Annotated in this window: 13 protein-coding genes; 3 read left to right on the top strand and 10 right to left on the bottom strand. The window is 62.5% G+C overall.

The genetic code is table 11. From position 1 onward, the window contains the following. Positions 1–41: 41 nt before the first annotated feature. From GD429_RS37655 to GD429_RS37610, 10 genes are all read right to left on the bottom strand, one after another. Positions 42–575 carry a hypothetical protein gene (locus GD429_RS37655; protein WP_152864970.1) on the bottom strand — a complete coding sequence of 178 codons (534 nt, stop codon included), beginning with the start codon at positions 573–575 and terminating at the stop codon, positions 42–44. Positions 576–643: 68 nt separating this feature from the next. After that, entirely contained in the window at positions 644–1,948 is a 1,305-nt protein-coding gene (locus tag GD429_RS37650; RefSeq protein ID WP_152864968.1) for a hypothetical protein, read from the bottom strand. A gap of 241 nt (positions 1,949–2,189) precedes the next feature. Then, positions 2,190–3,413: a sterol desaturase family protein gene (locus GD429_RS37645; RefSeq protein WP_152864966.1), complete on the bottom strand. Its 1,224-nt coding sequence runs from the start codon at positions 3,411–3,413 to the stop codon at positions 2,190–2,192. 536 nt (positions 3,414–3,949) lie between these two features. After that, a complete protein-coding gene (locus GD429_RS37640; RefSeq protein ID WP_152864964.1) occupies positions 3,950–4,165 on the bottom strand; it encodes a hypothetical protein in 216 nt (71 codons plus the stop codon). Between the two features lie 45 nt (positions 4,166–4,210). Beyond that, on the bottom strand, positions 4,211–5,314 hold the full coding sequence (locus GD429_RS37635) for an ImpA family type VI secretion system protein (protein ID WP_152864962.1): 1,104 nt from the start codon (positions 5,312–5,314) through the stop codon (positions 4,211–4,213). Then, positions 5,311–6,384: a type VI secretion system baseplate subunit TssG gene (gene tssG, locus GD429_RS37630; protein WP_152864960.1), complete on the bottom strand. Its 1,074-nt coding sequence runs from the start codon at positions 6,382–6,384 to the stop codon at positions 5,311–5,313. Before tssG ends, GD429_RS37635 begins: the two co-directional genes overlap by 4 nt. Next, a complete protein-coding gene (gene tssF / locus GD429_RS37625) occupies positions 6,384–8,273 on the bottom strand; it encodes a type VI secretion system baseplate subunit TssF (RefSeq protein WP_152864958.1) in 1,890 nt (629 codons plus the stop codon). The genes tssG and tssF overlap by 1 nt, the downstream gene beginning before the upstream one ends. Before the next feature lie 38 nt (positions 8,274–8,311). Next, complete coding sequence (tssE, locus tag GD429_RS37620) at positions 8,312–8,869, bottom strand: type VI secretion system baseplate subunit TssE (protein WP_152864956.1); 558 nt, start codon at positions 8,867–8,869, stop codon at positions 8,312–8,314. After that, entirely contained in the window at positions 8,862–9,725 is an 864-nt protein-coding gene (locus GD429_RS37615; protein WP_152864954.1) for a type VI secretion system accessory protein TagJ, read from the bottom strand. The genes tssE and GD429_RS37615 overlap by 8 nt, the downstream gene beginning before the upstream one ends. After that, entirely contained in the window at positions 9,722–10,381 is a 660-nt protein-coding gene (locus tag GD429_RS37610; protein ID WP_152864952.1) for a TagK domain-containing protein, read from the bottom strand. Before GD429_RS37610 ends, GD429_RS37615 begins: the two co-directional genes overlap by 4 nt. 568 nt (positions 10,382–10,949) lie before the next feature. On the opposite strand from GD429_RS37610, the gene tssH reads away from it, so the two are divergent. Genes tssH through tssC form a run of 3 tightly spaced genes read left to right on the top strand, consistent with a single transcriptional unit; the run spans position 10,950 to position 15,741 of the window. Further along, entirely contained in the window at positions 10,950–13,643 is a 2,694-nt protein-coding gene (tssH, locus tag GD429_RS37605; protein WP_152864950.1) for a type VI secretion system ATPase TssH, read from the top strand. Between the two features lie 37 nt (positions 13,644–13,680). Next, complete coding sequence (gene tssB, locus GD429_RS37600) at positions 13,681–14,220, top strand: type VI secretion system contractile sheath small subunit (protein ID WP_152864948.1); 540 nt, start codon at positions 13,681–13,683, stop codon at positions 14,218–14,220. Between the two features lie 27 nt (positions 14,221–14,247). Then, positions 14,248–15,741, top strand: a complete 1,494-nt coding sequence (gene tssC, locus GD429_RS37595; protein WP_152864946.1) for a type VI secretion system contractile sheath large subunit — start codon at positions 14,248–14,250, stop codon at positions 15,739–15,741. Positions 15,742–15,764 lie beyond the last annotated feature (23 nt).

Here is a 15,764-nt window from a genome sequence, read left to right as displayed (position 1 = left end):
GTTCACGCAAAGTGCGAAAGTAAACGCGATCCGCCGACAGTTTACAAGCGCTGCGCTATCTCATTGAATGTAAACGCTTCTTTCCGGCCTCGGCAACCGGGGCTCGAAGATATGTATAAGACGATGGGCTTAAGGTCTTCGATCTTCACGATCTTCGGCCACCGCGACAAGGCAGTGTCGATAGCCGAAACCGAAGCAAGATTACCGATTGGATGACACGCTGCCCGGAAGATCGCGCTCACCGTGTACGCGCACGAGAGCAGCCCTGGAAATTGCAGACCGACATAGCTCGCTCGCGTGGCCACGGTCCAACGCTGCATGCCGTAAAGAGAACCGTCCTGCTGCACGGCGCCAAGTGAGGCAATCGCAGCCTGCGTCAAGCGCTGTGCAAGCGGCTGTCCGCATTGCATGGGCGACATCTCACTGCTCGTCGCGTATGTGCTGCCACCTGCCAAGACCTGCGCCGCCAAGGCTGCCACACAGAGGCGCTTTACCACTGTCGATCGATTGCCTGGCATCACCATCATTTCAAAAGTGTTTTTCGTTATGCAGACATTGCTATATTTCGAGTTCATGTGTCTGGATATTTTTCCGTAATGACTCGACCTGCTACGACATTCGTCCACCGATTGTCGTCGGTGCGTCAGGGCCTTTCTGGTCTGAGCGCGCCACGTAGTTGCACATATGACCGTGCTTCAGCTTGTAACGCATCGTACGGTTTTGACATTTCAGCGAGAATTTCGGCTTGCGCGTCCTTACAGCCCTGCTCGTCACAATGTGTCGGCTCCATCTTCGTCAAGACAGATTTGCCGTCGTGAAAGTACTGATCCCAGTGAATGGTGTTCATGTCTTCCACCGTGGCTGCCTGCGTGTCGTAGTAAATGTCGCCGGAATAGCCGACGAGTTCATCGTTGAAAAAAGTCCATCTCTCAGTCCGGATTGGCAGCACGTTGTACGCCGGGTGTGCGTTATCGCCGCGCACGCGCATCGACAGTTGCAGGAGCGGACCGAATTCAGTCAAGTCCGCATACGCGCCCTCGCTACTGCGACGGAACCAGCGCGTCATGCCTTCGGAGACAGGAAGAGGGCCACCGAGTCGGGCCGCATCATGAACGCCTTCGAGATCGATCTTGACCTGTGCGGCGGCGATTCTGCTTGGTGGCAGATGGCCGTGTGCAGCGCCGGCTTGACTGCCAAAGTCTTCGCCCACTAGCGGGCAAGTGTCGTGCATCAGACGCTCCAATGACATCCGTTTCGAATCGGTACTGAGTTGAACCACGACCGGGATTCGGATCTCCGGAAAACCCGATGGTGTTGAGAGGAACAGGCAGTCCTGATCGTCGCCTCGCGTCTGCGACGGGTCGTAATCCTCAAAATGGACCAGGTATTCGAACGCCGGGTCGGGCGGATCGCGATCAAGAGCGGAGGGCGTCGCCGTAATCTTCTTGACGAGCGAGCGATAGCTTGGCTGTTGGTAGAGCGTATTGGCAGGCACTTCCAAATAGAGACCCGAGAGCACATATCCGCCCTCAAGAGCCGCAGGCATTTCGACGCTAAAGGCGCGTGGCGCGCCGGGATTTGCGTCTGCCGCGATCCTGGTCGGTAATGCCCGGTTCTGTTCCGTTGAATCTTCGCTCCAGTGCGGTGCGGGCCAGCAGCCAACGCCGACTTCGCAGCCGAGCAGATGAAACGAATGGGTTGTGTGGGTATAAGTTGCAATAACCTTGGTACGTGTCGACAGACTGCTCAGTACTTCGGCATTCTCCTTGGTTGTGAGAAACGGCGCATAGAGGTCGCGAATGCCGAACGTGATGCGAACATTTTTGGACGGGGGGGTGACCTGATGGGGTTTTGTCAGGAACATCAGGCCCGCCAACATGGCAGCGATCGCGAGCACCGCAACGTGGCCACCCATGATTCGTTGACGGAGGGTATGGATGAGTGACATATAAGTGATTTTATTGTCGGAACAGGCCGGGCTCCGGCTGGTCCATTTCCTGGGGGGCACGTCACGCGTTCCTGCAATCGCACGATGAACCACCGCGACAAATAAAAGTGCCGATTGATCCGTCAGGACGTGCCGGCTCCGACTTGCACAGTTATCTAACTACTCAGAGCAGAGCCTAACGTCGCCGCGTCATTGAACGAGATTGGCCAATGCGTGCGTTATGTGATTGCGGCGACAGCAATCACGATTGCGCCACATCTGTCCTTGTGTTGTCGCGACGAAACGGAAAGCGCTGCTGCTTGATGAAGCCGTCAGGTACGTAGTCACCCACCACGCCATACTTTTCTGGAAACGCGCGCTTCGATTTCACGGTAGTGCCGAATATGTAATCGATGAACGAGAAGTGGGCAGCGTAGTTCTTGTCAATCGCCTCGTCTTCCGAAGAGTGATGCCAGTGATGGAAGTCGGGTGTCACGAAGATGTATCGGAGCGGTCCCCACGGCAGATGTACATTGGCATGATTGAATACGGCCTGGAAGCCGACGATGATGATGTAGAGGTCGACCACCGTCTTGTCGAATCCAAGCGCGAACAACGGACCCAGCACGGCCACGCGTGTGACGACCAACTCAAGAATGTGCTGACGGGACCCGGCCAGCCAGTCCATCGTCTTGACGCTGTGGTGCACGGCATGAAAGCGCCACAGGAATGGCACCTCGTGATATGCGCGGTGCGTGACGTACTCCATCAGGTCTGCCACCAGCATGCAGAGCAGCAACTGCGGGAGGAACCAGATGTGCTGCACCATCTGCTGGAATTCGGCATTGACCATCCAGCCGAACACGTGATGAATCAAAAAATTTACCACCAGCAGTACCAGGCCGACGATGAAGTGGTTGACGGCAAAATGCGCCATATCGGTTTGCCATTCGGCGCGGAAGACCGGTTGATTGCGATAGAGCGGGAATGCCTTCTCGAGCAGGATGAAGATCGTGGTCGAACCCAGCAGATCGAGAATGAACCAGTCGAGTCCGATGTACGGCGTGTGGTCGGGGAAATCACCCACCGACACACGCGAGCCGCCTAGCGTCACCGCAGCCAGTACCAGGACAAAGGCAAGTCCATTAAGCCGCCGCCGGTTACCCAGCACGATACTGGCGAGAGCCAGGCCGCCCGAGACGATCAATGCCGCGAAGAGAAGGGTTCGCATCGTGTCGACGGAATAAACGTGGCGCAGCTCCGGCGTCGTGAGGTATTGAGGAAAATGAAATGCCAGTACGCCCAGCAGGCAAAGGAAGGCCAACACCAATGCAAGAATGGTCGCGATCAGCCCCTGGCCCCATCTCAGTGCGCCGCTGGTGCGAGCGAGCTTGGAGGCGTCATGTACGGTTTGGGCCGCGAAGTGCTGTGATGTTGTCCCTTTTCTACGACTCTCGCCGTCTTGCGGCGTATGGCTGGAATTCATGTTCGTAATCGGAGAAGTTCAAGGTTGAAGGGTGAATAGGCTTGGCTTGCTGAGCGACATTAGCGCTCAGCCACCGTGTCAGGAGCTTAGTCGGGACCGCTTGGATGATCTTGAAGATCTGTCTGCCGCCGAATTGTTCGGCGCGCCTCGTGCTAGTTTCGAAGTGCTGGTTGTCACGGAGCGTCGGTCAAGTCCGGGTGCGTCCGGGGTTCGAGCTGTATGTGAATTCACAGTGAGTGGTTTCATGGCGGCCGACGCAAATGCGGCGATCGGGTCGCTGTCCGTCGGTCCGACGCGACTGCGGGCATGGCTCCCGCCTTCGGTCGCCGCGCCGGTTTTACGGCCCGACCCATGGGCGGTGTTGCTCGTTCGGGTTGTGGCTGACGCATGCTGTTGCGCTTCGTGCTGCAGTGCCGTCTCGCTCATCCATTGTTCGCGATACTCTGCGCACGCGGCGCCGTCGCACAGGAGGAGCATCGAGGTCGCGACGATTAGCAAAGCCGCGGTCGTGAAGGTTCGCTGTGTCATCGTTACGTTCAGTGGCGGACCGGAACAGCAGTGGCTGTGTGAACCAATATCGCATCGAGACACGCCCAGGTGGCGAACACCGACACGAGGATCGCTGCGATCGATGCGCGCAGCAGCCAGCGCGGCGCTGTCTGGCGTGTTTCTTTCTCAACCGGCTCGAGCGTGCGTTGCCAGGCGACTCGCTTTAGCTCGCCAATGCCTGCCGAATAGTGTTGGTCGCTCATGTTTCTGTCTTCCGTCTCGTCGTATACGTTTGTCGTGCAGCGTTTTCAAGACGCATCGGCATCTTCCCACTGTGCAAGAAGATCCGCGGGAATCGCCTTGACGATGTCGGCATAGCGTTTGCCGACGAACTGTTCGGCGCGCCTGAGCAACACCGGAATCGGACTGCTCGGTTCGTGGGCTTCGAACCACGCGCGGGCCGTGCGGATCAACGCAAGCGCCGCCTGGCGGTCAGCCGGCGCAGAGCCGGATTGCATCGTCGTGGTGTCGGGAACGCCAACAGGTGCGGTATTCGCCGGTTCGGGCGTGGCTATCGCTTCGTGTTCGCCGACCTCGTCCGTGACGGGAGCCGCTTCGGTGGATTGCACATCGGGTTCGGCTGCAGCCGGCGACGCAGGCGCGCCTAACCTGCTGAGCAGCCGTGTCACCGGCGACAGGTCTGGCTGGTACGCTTCAACATGACGGGTGCACCAGTCATCGATCGCGGCAAGATTCGCGATTGCCTCGTCGAAGCCCGCCATGACGGTAGGTTGGTGCGTGCGAAGGTCGTGAAGCTGCTGCGCGACAGAATCCGGCGCGAGCGCATCGGCCGGTCTCGGATGTGCAAACGCGCGCTCGACGTCGCGGACCTGCAGGCGCGTCACGGTCGATTTCGTGAGCACCATTTCCCGCACGTCGGCGAGCAGTCCCTCGGGATCGGCGAGCGCCTGCAGTGCATTCATCCGCATTTCGAGTGCAGCGCTGCGTTCTCCGACGACGTCGGGCTGTGGATGAACGCTGTCTGCAAACGTGTCCAGCCAGGCGGTGAGGAGCCCCGTGCCTTCCGCGAGACCTGACGCGCCAGCCAGTCGAGTGCGGCAACGGGTATAAAGCACGGCGACACGGACGTCCTTGGTGCGCATCATCAGTCGGCGGCAATCGCGCTCGACTTCACTCCAGCTGACGGGATCGGGTGTGCCGACGAATGCGCCGTACTGCGCGTCCTGTCTGGGCGCCGCGTTCGCGAAGAGCACGACGAAATCGTGGTCGTATTCGAGGTCCGGGCCGCACGGTGCGACGTCGCTCACAGGCGCAAGCCAGTCATGATGGGGCGCGCGCCCGGCAGGGGCTTTGTCGGAGTCTGCCCGCTGAACGGATGGTTTCTTGCTCATGGTCGATTTTCAGATTCAGTGGCGCGGCGATTGAAGTACCGAACGTAGCGCTCAGGCTCGAAGCGCATGCCGGTGATCGGTTTGTGGGGGCTCGGGCGGCCTAGCCATCCCGACCAGCCCATGCGCTGCTGACCGCCCATCACGGCCGGCGGCGCGCTCTCGGGCCGGATGCGCAGTTCGAGTTCCCATTCCAGTTCATGGCCGACGAACGCCCGCACCCATTCCACGAGCCGCGGCAGATCTTCGCCCTGGGGCGTGAAGCGCAGATAGGCGTCGAGATCCACCGGCCCGATGACGATACGAAACCGGTGCTGGCGATCTGGCGCGACGCGGCCGAGCATGGCGCCGTGCCCCATCGTCGCGGCCGGCCCCGGTCGGCCCATGCGTCCCTGATCGGCGGGATCGATCTCGATCCAGTGAAACACGTTCTCCTCGATCACAACTGGCACGCCGAAGTAGTGTTCGAGCGTTGCGCGAAGTCCATCCGGATTGCGCGATTCGCGCACGAGGTGCGCGGAGGCTGCGAGACGCGCATGCGAGGGCAGCGGGCGTTGCTGGATTTCGTTGACGTCCTGGCCAGCCAGGCTCGCGATGTAGAACGAAAACCGCTCGTCGTCCTTGCGGTCAAGTCCCGCCGCGGCTTGGCCCGATGCCCAGGCCCGATAGAACAGCGTGAAGAAGCGGTGATGGAAGATGTCGAAGAAGTCGACGGTCGTCATATCGCGCCGGCTGTCCTCGCGATCCTTCGCTATCTCGGTGACATGGATCGGCAGCGGTCCGTTGGGGCCGAGCATGCCAAGACCGAAGAGCCGCACCTTCAGCCGTCCGCCGGATTCCTGAACGCTTGCAACTTCACGCGGCGCGAAGGCGAGACTCGGTTGCTGTCCGAGACGGAACGGCTCCGCTTGAGGCCGGCGCGCCGTGCCGACGGGATCGATCGTTGCGTTCGCACCGATGCGCCGCAGCAGCGACAGGAACCCGAATCGCCACGGCTCGGCCTGCAGGCGTTCGAGCAGTTCCGGCGAGAGCGTGCTGTCGCGCATCAGCGCGGGCAGGGTGGCACTCTTCATCAGAGGACTCCGCGCGTACCGGTGCGCACGGGCCACCGCGCGATCCGGCCACGCTGCATCGAGTGCAGCTCGGTTTGCGTAAAACTGTTGATCGACACGTGCCGCGCCAGCCAGTGTTCGAGAATGACGCCCAACAGATACGGACTCACGCCGGAGAAACCCGCTTCATCGACCGTCAATGCGCATTCGATGCCGCGACCGAACGTCATCGGGCCGGTACCTGGAAGCTTGCGCGTCACGGGGCGCGTTTGTACGCCGACGAGGCTCTCGACCTGCCGCAGGTGCCCGGTGTCCTCGTCCGGGAGGTACAGGCGTAACAGATCGCGCAGGCCCTGTCCACCTTCACGGTGATCGAGATCCTCGAACGGCAGGTAGTTGAAGTTGAGCTGACGGATCAGACGCCAGGCCATCTCGCGTTCGGCAAACGGCGCTTTGGGTGAGCTCGGCGCGCGAATGAGCCCGATGCTCTCGACCGGCGCGGATTGCGCAGTCTCGAGGTCTCGTACGCCATCGCGCGGCACGAGCGTGGCGAGATCCCGGTTCGTGAGCAGTGCATCGACCGACAGGAAGCGGATGGCCTCGCCATACGGCGCCTCGTTCTGGTCGACGAGGGAGAGGAACACTTCGCTTCCGACATAGGGCGTGCGCGTACCGTAACGGCGTGCCGAGTTGGACACGAGTCGCCGCTCGCGCCGCGTCGAGAAGTAGCGTCCGTGATTGCCTTCGTCGTTGTTCAGCGTCTGGTAGAGCGGGCGGAATTCCAGTTCGGTCGACGTGATTGCCACCTGTCCATACACTTTCCCGATGGAGAACACCTCATAGTCGAGCGGTGCGAGCCTCGCCGGCACCAGATGGAATTCGGTCTCGCGCGGCGAGATTTCGACCTTGTCGGTGTGCTTCTTGAAGAGATTGATGACGGGTGTGCAGAAGAGCGCGAAGCGCGACGCATCGACGAGGTTCGCGAGCTGGCCTGGCGCGCGATCGAGCAGCACGACGATTTCGACCTCGCGGCCATCCACGCGGGACAGACCTTCTGCGAGACCGTTGAGCGCGAAGAACCAGAACCGTTCGGGACACGCGAAATACTCGTGCAGCAGGTTGTGCCCATGGAATTTCGTCCAGGTGAGCGGCAACAGGTTCTGATCGGTACGCAAGCCTTCGTGTTCCACCGCGTTGCGGGTGACGGCTGCGGGCGGCCGACCCGATGCGCCGAATTGGCCAGGCGCGGCGATCACGGATGCGACGCCCGCGACATGCAGGAGCTCGAAGAGGTGCGAGGCAACCTGTTCGTCGCCAGCGAGATAGACGGGCAGCCGGTCCAGGCCCTTCAGGTCGGACACACGCACGTCGCCCGTGGTGGCAAGCCTGAGCCGCAGCGCGCCGCGCACCTGCGTGCCCGCCGGTACGTAACGGTCCAGCGCCGGAATGTCGGGCGGAATGCCCGTCAGGCGAGCCTCGGTGATCGTGAGCGGCCAGAGTGTGACGTCCTGCCCGCTGGTGAACTGGCATGCGGTTTTTTCCCCATCGGGCACCCGTGCGGTGAACGACGTGCCGCGTGCGACGCGATAGCCTTCGACGAGATTGCCTTCGGTCCGGCCCGGATAGAGGCGCGCGACCGCGATCGACGGCGTGGGCGCCACGTAGTTCGGGTAGATCACTTCCAGCAGCCGGCCCGTGAAGCGCGGGAATTCCGCGTCGAGCTTGATCTGCATGCGCGCGGCCATGAAGCAGAACGACTCGATCAGGCGCTCGACGTAAGGGTCCGCCACTTCGCCCGCCTGCATGCCCAGACGCCGCGCGATCTTCGGGTGCGCCTGTCCGAACTCGGCAGCGAGCTCGCGCATGTAGAGCAGTTCCTGGTTGTAGTAGTCGAGCAGTCGCGGGTCCATCGGATCGATCTCGTTGTAGTCGTTGTGCCGTGCGGCGTTCAGCTGTTACGCACGCCGGTGATCTGGATCTCGCTCGTTTCGAGATCGAGCGAGCTCTGCACCATGAATTCGAGCGGATACGGGTCCATGTGCACGAGGCCCCGTACCTCGAACGCAAGGACGTTGTGATGTTCGCCGGCGTCGGTCGTCCGGCTCGGCGACACCACCAGCGAATCGGGGATCAGCCGCGGCTCGAAATCGGTGATGGCCTGGCGGATCATCCGCTCGATGTCGTTCCACTGGCGCGACGCGAGGAAGGTGCCCGAGAGCGGCGGTACACCAAAGTTGACCGTCGAAGCGGCTGCATGCGGATAGCGCGCGCGATCGATCTGGTCTTCGATGCTGGTCGTGTTGAGCAGGTACGCCAGGTCGCGCTGCACGATGTCGCGCATCTGTCTGCGCGTGACGGTGTATTCCTCGGGGGCCTCCACCTGACGGTGCGGTGCGTCGTCGCGCAGCCGGTCGAGCAGGGTTGGCATCAGGTGCGCACTGGCCCTTCGTGGCGTCCGTGAGGCCAGCACGTCTGCGGGAGAAGAAGGCTTCCTGCGCTCAGTCATTGACCGGTTCCCCGGCGGTGGCGCCGTCCACAGTCGTCGACCCATGCGGCGTGCCGAACGTTGTGTCGGCCAGCTCGAACAGCCCGAAGTCGCCCTGTTCGGTCGTCCAGGTTTTCTGTCCGAGTGCGATGACGGCGGTACGCCCCGACTCATGCCACACTGTTTCATGGCCGAGACGCAGCGAATCGTTCGCCGCATCGGAACCGGGGTAACGTGCGGGCATGAAGCCGCGCACGACGCTGCCGTCGGTCAGCGTCAGCACACAGGGCGCCCAGACAAGATCGATCAGATTCGTGGGCGGCGACACACGCCACGCGGCCAGATCGGCGAACGGCACCCAGCGATAGTGTCCCGCCGTGATGAACTCGCATACAGGACCGAAACGCGAGTCGCTGTCCGCAATCCATCCTGCGACACCGCGCGGCGTGCGGGCGGCAACGAGTGGCGCCCCATCCAGCGCGCTTTCACGCGCGTCGTCGGCGGCCTCGCTTTGCCCATCCGCCGCGAGCCGCAACGCGCCTACCAGCTCCCTGACCCATGAATCGGGCTCGTGGACGAAGCCTGGGCGTTCCTGTCCGCCGACTACCTTCGCCCGCCAGCGTTCGGCGCGGATCAGGTCGCGAAAAACCTGCGCGGTCTGCAACTGACCCGCATCGAGCTTCGCCCATGTCTGCAACTGCTGCACGGCGCGCGCCCAGTCACCCGTGACGCACATCAACTGGAACAGCGCCCAGCGGTGCGTGGCGGTGGTGGGTTGCGCACGAATGCGCGACTCGATTCTCGCGATCTGTTCAACCAGCGGCGTGTCTTGCGGGCGATGCGTGTGCGGTTCGCCCGCAGCGGTTCGGGTATTCATGCGTCGTTCTCGCGTGTTGGCGCGGTAAGCGGACTGTCGACCGACAGTGCGTGGTGTTCGCGCCGGGTAAGCGCGGGGGGCAGGGCAGGCGCGCGGCGCGCGTCGGCCGCGTGAAATTCCGGTGGGGCGAAGAGCCGCAGCACTTCCGGAACGGACGCCTCTTCGAGCGCGAGGTCGCCTTCCAGCCGGCCGAACACGTCCTCGAGCGTGCGTTCGCCTGACAGCAGGGCTTCGATTGACGCGGATTCGCGATGAGCGTCCTGAGCGTGCCATTCGTCCGGCGCGTCCTGTGTCGCTGCGTGTGCTGACGGCTCGTCCACTTGCGGTGCCCACGAATCGGTGAGCGACGCGTGGGGATCGGTGAGGGCACGCCAGTACTGTGCATGCAGCGCATCGACAAGCGCATCGGCGCTGTCGGCGTCGCCGGTTGGAGCAGAAACCCGGGTGTGTGCGTTCGCCTCGGCGCTGTCCATGCTTCCAATGCCAATCAGGCCGAACACGGCGTCATCGCCAGGTGAACGGTCAGGTGCTTCGCGTGCCGGAAGGTCGGATTCGGGGATGCTGGCCGTGCGTCGCCCGTTCCCGTCGCGCAGCACGGGTTCGGTGTGCGCGACATCCGGTTGGCGTTGGCGCCAGGGCAGGCGGAGGGAGCGCATCGGCGGTGTCCGGTGACAGGAAGCCCGCATTTTAAACACGAGTCGCGGGGACCCGTCTATCCCCGACTGAGTCCATCCGGATTGAGTGTGGAATATCGGAAAATTGAGATAGGGGATTTTGATGGTCAATAAATGTCAGGAAATGTCAAATTTAAAAATAAACAAAGATCAAATCTCATGATAATCAGTGGCTTGCGGGAAAGGTGTAAAAGTTTTTCACATTTAAAATTGAGTTACTCAATGTTATCAACGACTTGACGATTGTAAGATTAATGTATGGTTTGGTGGGTGGTGAATCCGATGGCCGCGGTAGGGTATTGATCGGGGCGTGGTAAGGTGAGATACGATTCGACTCGGATTTTCCGGGGTGCGTAAGTTGACGGCGACGTGTATTCATGAGAATAATGCGCGCCTTGGGAGACCTTTCTCGTTCTCCCGTTTGAAACGCGGCAGTGGACCAATGCCGCAATTGCATCGCCAGTGGGGCGGCGGATCTGCCGTCTGAATAGGACTCCTCACCGCCATGGCGGGCCGGGAACGGGCTGTAGGGAACAACAAGAAGGTACGCATGACGATTTCACGCCAGACGCTGTTCGGCAAGCTCGGGGTTCAGCTTTACCGCGGTATTGAATCGGCGACCAGCTTCTGCAAGCTGCGGGGCAATCCGTACGTTGAGCTCATCCACTGGCTGCATCAGTTGCTTCAGCAACCGGATGGCGACGTGCATCGGATCGTGCGACACGCGGGCATTGACCGCGAAGCACTCGAACGTGACTTCGCCCGCGCGCTGGCGGCCCTGCCGGCTGGCGCGAGTTCGATCAGCGACTTCTCCTGGCACATTGAATCGGCCATCGAGCGCGCGTGGGTGCTTGCCACCCTCAGTTACGGTGACCGCCGTGTGCGCGGCGCATGGCTCGTCGCGGCGCTCGTCACTAATGCCGAGTTACGGCGCGTGCTGCTCTCGATTTCCCCGGCATTTGCCAGGATTCCCGTCGACGGTCTCGATGACGTGCTGCCCGCCTGGATCGACGGCTCGCCCGAGGCGGACGATGCACCGTACGACCGTAGCGATTTCGCGCCCGCCACGCCCGGCGACGCCTCTGGCGCTGTGTCAAATGCCACGAAGGGTGGTTCGCTCGAACAGTACTGTACGGACCTGACCGCGCGCGCTCGCGCTGGCGAGATCGACCCGGTGATCGGCCGCGAACTTGAAATCCGCACGATGATCGACGTGCTGCTGCGCCGCCGGCAGAACAACCCGCTGCTCACGGGGGAAGCCGGTGTCGGCAAGACTGCGGTTGTCGAAGGGCTGGCGCGCGCGATCGCGTCCGGCAACGTGCCGCCGAAGCTCGCCGACGTGCGCCTGCTGAGCCTCGACGTGGGCGCACTGCTTGCCGGCGCCAGCATGAAGGGCGAGTTCGAGGCGCGCCTGAAAGGGCTGCTCGAAGCCGCCGCGAAGTCGCCGGTGCCGGTCATCCTCTTCGTCGACGAAATCCACACGTTGATCGGCGCGGGTGGCCAGGCCGGCACGGGCGATGCCGCCAACCTGCTCAAACCGGCGCTAGCGCGCGGCACGATCCGCACGGTTGGCGCAACCACCTGGTCTGAGTACAAGCGGCACATCGAGAAAGACCCGGCGCTCACGCGCCGCTTTCAGGTCCTGCAGGTCGCGGAGCCGTCCGAGGCAGCTGCGATCGACATGGTGCGCGGTCTGGTGCAAACGTTCTCGTCGCATCACGGCGTCGTGGTGCGTGACGAAGCGATCCGCGCGGCCGTCACACTCTCGCATCGCTATATTCCTTCGCGTCAGTTGCCGGACAAGGCGATCAGCCTGCTCGACACAGCGTGCGCTCGTGTCGCGCTGTCGCAGCATGCTGCGCCGCGTGAACTGGACGACGTGCGTCAGCGTCTTGCCGCTGCGCGTGCGGAGGAAGCGCTGCTCGTGCAGGAAGCCCGAATTGGTCTGGACGCAGACAAGGCATTGATGGGGGTGCGCGCACGTATCGACGTACTCGCTACGGAAGAGGCGGCAATCGAGATCCGCTGGCGCGAACAGGTTGCGGCTGCGCAGGCCTTATTGACGGCGCGCGAAACGGTGACCGGAAATGTCGACGGCACGCCGGAGGATCTGTCAGCGTCAGTCGCGAAGCTGCGCGGGCTCGAGCGCGCACTGATCGACCTGCAGGGAGATGCACCACTGGTCTTTCCGGAGGTCGACGAAGCGATTGTCGCTGAGATCGTGTCAGACTGGACCGGTATTCCCGCGGGGCGCATGGTCACGGACGAGATCGCGGCCGTGCGCAAGCTTCCCGACACGCTCGAAGCGCGCGTGATCGGCCAGACCGACGCACTCCGCCAGATTGGCGAGCGCGTGCAGACCGCGCGCGCGGGCCTGACCGACCCGAAGAAGCCGCTGGGCGTATTTCTGCTCGCCGGTCCCTCTGGCGTCGGCAAGACCGAAACGGCGCTGGCGCTTGCCGAGGCGCTGTACGGTGGCGAGCAGAACCTGATCACGATCAACATGAGCGAGTATCAGGAATCGCACACCGTGTCGGGCCTGAAGGGTGCGCCCCCCGGCTACGTCGGTTACGGCGAAGGGGGCGTGCTGACCGAAGCGGTGCGGCGTCGCCCGTACTCGGTCGTGCTGCTCGACGAAGTCGAGAAAGCCCATCGCGACGTGCACGAGATGTTCTTCCAGGTGTTCGACAAGGGCTACATGGAAGACGGCGATGGCCGCTACATCGATTTCCGCAATACCACCATTCTGCTCACGAGCAACGTCGGCTCCGATCTGACCGCGAGCCTGTGCGCCGATGCGTCTCTCGCGCCGGACGCAGGAGGACTGCGCGAAGCGCTGACGCCCGAATTGCTGAAGGCATTCCCGGCGGCGTTTCTCGGACGCGTGACCGTGGTGCCTTACCGGCCGCTCGCCGACAGCGCGCTCGCGCGCATCGTGCGCCTGCATCTGGACCGTGTCGTGAAGCGCATGGCGGACAGCCACGACATCGCGCTCGCGTACGGCGACGCGGTCGTCGACTACATCGTCGGGCGCTGCCTCGTGCAGGAAACCGGCGCGCGTGTGCTCATCGGCTTCATCGAGCAGCACATCCTGCCGCGCCTGTCGGCCCTCTGGCTCGATGCGTTCACGTCGAAAGCCGCGCTTTCGCACATCGCAATCGGCATTGCCGATTCCGTTGCCGCGCCGGCGCAGGCGTTGACGTTCGAGGCGCTTTCTACCCATTCAGACGAGCGGGTTCGCTGAGCTCGCAGTCCATCCACCCCCTCTTTGGAGCCCGTTCATGTCCGCCAGCAGTTCGCAGAAATTCATCGCGCGCAATCGTGCGCCGCGTGTGCAGATCGAGTACGACGTCGAGGTCTACGGTTCGGAGAAGAAGGTCGAGCTGCCGTTCGTGATGGGCGTGCTGGCCGACCTGTCAGGCAAGCATCCGGTCGAGCCGCTGCCGGCCGTGTCGGACCGGCGGTTCCTTGACATCGACATCGACAATTTTGATGAGCGCATGAAAGCGATCCGGCCGCGCGTCGCGTTTGCCGTGGCGAACACGCTCACGGGCGAAGGCCAGATGATGGTCGACATGACCTTCGAGAGCATGGAGGACTTTTCGCCGGCTGCGATCGCGCGCAAGGTCGAACCGCTGCGCCAGCTGCTCGAGGCCCGCACGCAGCTCGCGAACCTGCAGACCTACATGGATGGCAAGTCGGGCGCGGAGGCGCTCGTCACGCAGCTGCTGCAGGACCCGGCGCTACTCAAGTCGCTCGCGGCCGCACCGAAGCCGGAGCGCCAGGAGAATGGCGCTGCCGACGCAGAAAGCGCGAACTGACCGACGAACCGATCGAGGATGACCATCATGGCGAAACAGCAAGCGCAGACCGCCCAGGCGCAGACAACTACCCAGTCCGATTTTACGAACCTGCTGGAGCGGGAATTCCGGCCGAAGACGGAGCAGGCCCGAGAGGCCGTCGAATACGCGGTCCAGACGCTCGCCGAACAGGCGCTCGCGCAGACCACGACGATTAGCGACGACGCCTACAAGAGCATCGCCGCGATCATCGCGCAGATCGATCACAAGCTCTCGGAACAGATCAACCTGATTCTTCACCATGACGATTACCAGGCGCTCGAATCGGCCTGGCGCGGCCTGCATCACCTCGTGTCGAACACCGAGACCGACGAACACCTGAAGATTCGCTTCATGGATGTCTCGAAGACCGAGCTGCATCGCACGATGCGCCGCTACAAGGGGCTCGCATGGGACCAGAGTCCGCTCTTCAAGCAGATCTACGAGGAAGAGTACGGCCAGCTCGGCGGCGAACCGTACGGTTGTCTTGTGGCCGACTACTACTTCGACCATACGCCGCCGGACGTCGATCTGCTGGGTTCGATCGCGAAGGTCGCAGCGGCAGCGCACACGCCGTTCATTACCGGCGCCGCGCCGTCGGTGCTGCAGATGGAATCGTGGCAGGAACTCGCGAATCCGCGTGACCTGACGAAGATCTTCACGCAGAACCTCGAATATACCGCGTGGAATTCGATGCGCAATACCGAGGACGCGCGCTACGTGGGTCTCGCGATGCCGCGTTTCCTCGCACGTCTGCCGTATGGCGCGAAGACCAATCCGGTCGACGAGTTCGATTTCGAGGAAGACACGAACGGCTCCGATCACAGCCGCTACGGTTGGGCGAACGCCGCGTACGCAATGGGCGTGAACATCAACCGCTCGTTCAAGCTGTACGGCTGGTGCTCGCTGATCCGCGGTGTCGAATCGGGCGGCACGGTTGAAAACCTGCCGTGCCATACGTTCCCGACCGACGACGGCGGCGTCGACATGAAGTGTCCGACCGAGATCGCCATCTCTGACCGCCGCGAAGCGGAGCTGTCGAAGAACGGCTTCATTCCGCTCGTGCACCGCAAGAACACCGACCACGCGACCTTCATTGGCGCGCAGTCGCTGCAGAAGCCGGCCGAGTATCACGACGCTGACGCCACCGCCAACGCGAACCTGTCGTCGCGCCTGCCGTACCTCTTTGCCTGCTCGCGCTTTGCGCACTACCTGAAGTGCATCGTGCGCGACAAGATCGGCGCGTTCAAGGAGCGCGAGGACATGCAGCGCTGGCTGAACGAATGGGTCATGCACTACGTCGATGCCGATCCCGCCAACTCGTCGCAGGACACGAAGGCACGCCGGCCGCTGGCGGCCGCCGAAGTGGTTGTGGAGGAGGTCGAGGGCAACCCCGGCTACTACAACTCGAAGTTCTTCCTGCGTCCGCACTTCCAGCTCGAAGGGCTGACCGTGTCGCTTCGTCTCGTCACGAAGCTGCCGTCGATCAAGGAAGTCGCCTGAAATGTCGGTGGGAGTCCTCGTGT

It is taken from the genome of Burkholderia sp. BE17, from assembly GCF_009362305.1.
Classification (GTDB): Bacteria; Pseudomonadota; Gammaproteobacteria; order Burkholderiales; family Burkholderiaceae; genus Burkholderia; species Burkholderia pyrrocinia_C.
Note: the sequence above shows the minus strand (reverse complement) of the source record. Positions and strands in the feature narration are given on the sequence as shown.

Excerpts from the sequence above, each read along its gene's own strand:
- tssB (WP_152864948.1), top strand. The coding sequence starts at position 13,681 with ATGTCCGCCAGCAGTTCGCAGAAATTCATCGCGCGCAATCGTGCGCCG.
- GD429_RS37635 (WP_152864962.1), bottom strand. The coding sequence starts at position 5,314 with ATGAGCAAGAAACCATCCGTTCAGCGGGCAGACTCCGACAAAGCCCCT.
- tssF (WP_152864958.1), bottom strand. The coding sequence starts at position 8,273 with ATGGACCCGCGACTGCTCGACTACTACAACCAGGAACTGCTCTACATG.
- tssC (WP_152864946.1), top strand. The coding sequence starts at position 14,248 with ATGGCGAAACAGCAAGCGCAGACCGCCCAGGCGCAGACAACTACCCAG.
- GD429_RS37615 (WP_152864954.1), bottom strand. The coding sequence starts at position 9,725 with ATGAATACCCGAACCGCTGCGGGCGAACCGCACACGCATCGCCCGCAA.
- GD429_RS37655 (WP_152864970.1), bottom strand. The coding sequence starts at position 575 with ATGAACTCGAAATATAGCAATGTCTGCATAACGAAAAACACTTTTGAA.
- GD429_RS37650 (WP_152864968.1), bottom strand. The coding sequence starts at position 1,948 with ATGTCACTCATCCATACCCTCCGTCAACGAATCATGGGTGGCCACGTT.
- GD429_RS37610 (WP_152864952.1), bottom strand. The coding sequence starts at position 10,381 with ATGCGCTCCCTCCGCCTGCCCTGGCGCCAACGCCAACCGGATGTCGCG.
- GD429_RS37645 (WP_152864966.1), bottom strand. The coding sequence starts at position 3,413 with ATGAATTCCAGCCATACGCCGCAAGACGGCGAGAGTCGTAGAAAAGGG.
- GD429_RS37640 (WP_152864964.1), bottom strand. The coding sequence starts at position 4,165 with ATGAGCGACCAACACTATTCGGCAGGCATTGGCGAGCTAAAGCGAGTC.
- tssH (WP_152864950.1), top strand. The coding sequence starts at position 10,950 with ATGACGATTTCACGCCAGACGCTGTTCGGCAAGCTCGGGGTTCAGCTT.
- tssG (WP_152864960.1), bottom strand. The coding sequence starts at position 6,384 with ATGAAGAGTGCCACCCTGCCCGCGCTGATGCGCGACAGCACGCTCTCG.
- tssE (WP_152864956.1), bottom strand. The coding sequence starts at position 8,869 with ATGACTGAGCGCAGGAAGCCTTCTTCTCCCGCAGACGTGCTGGCCTCA.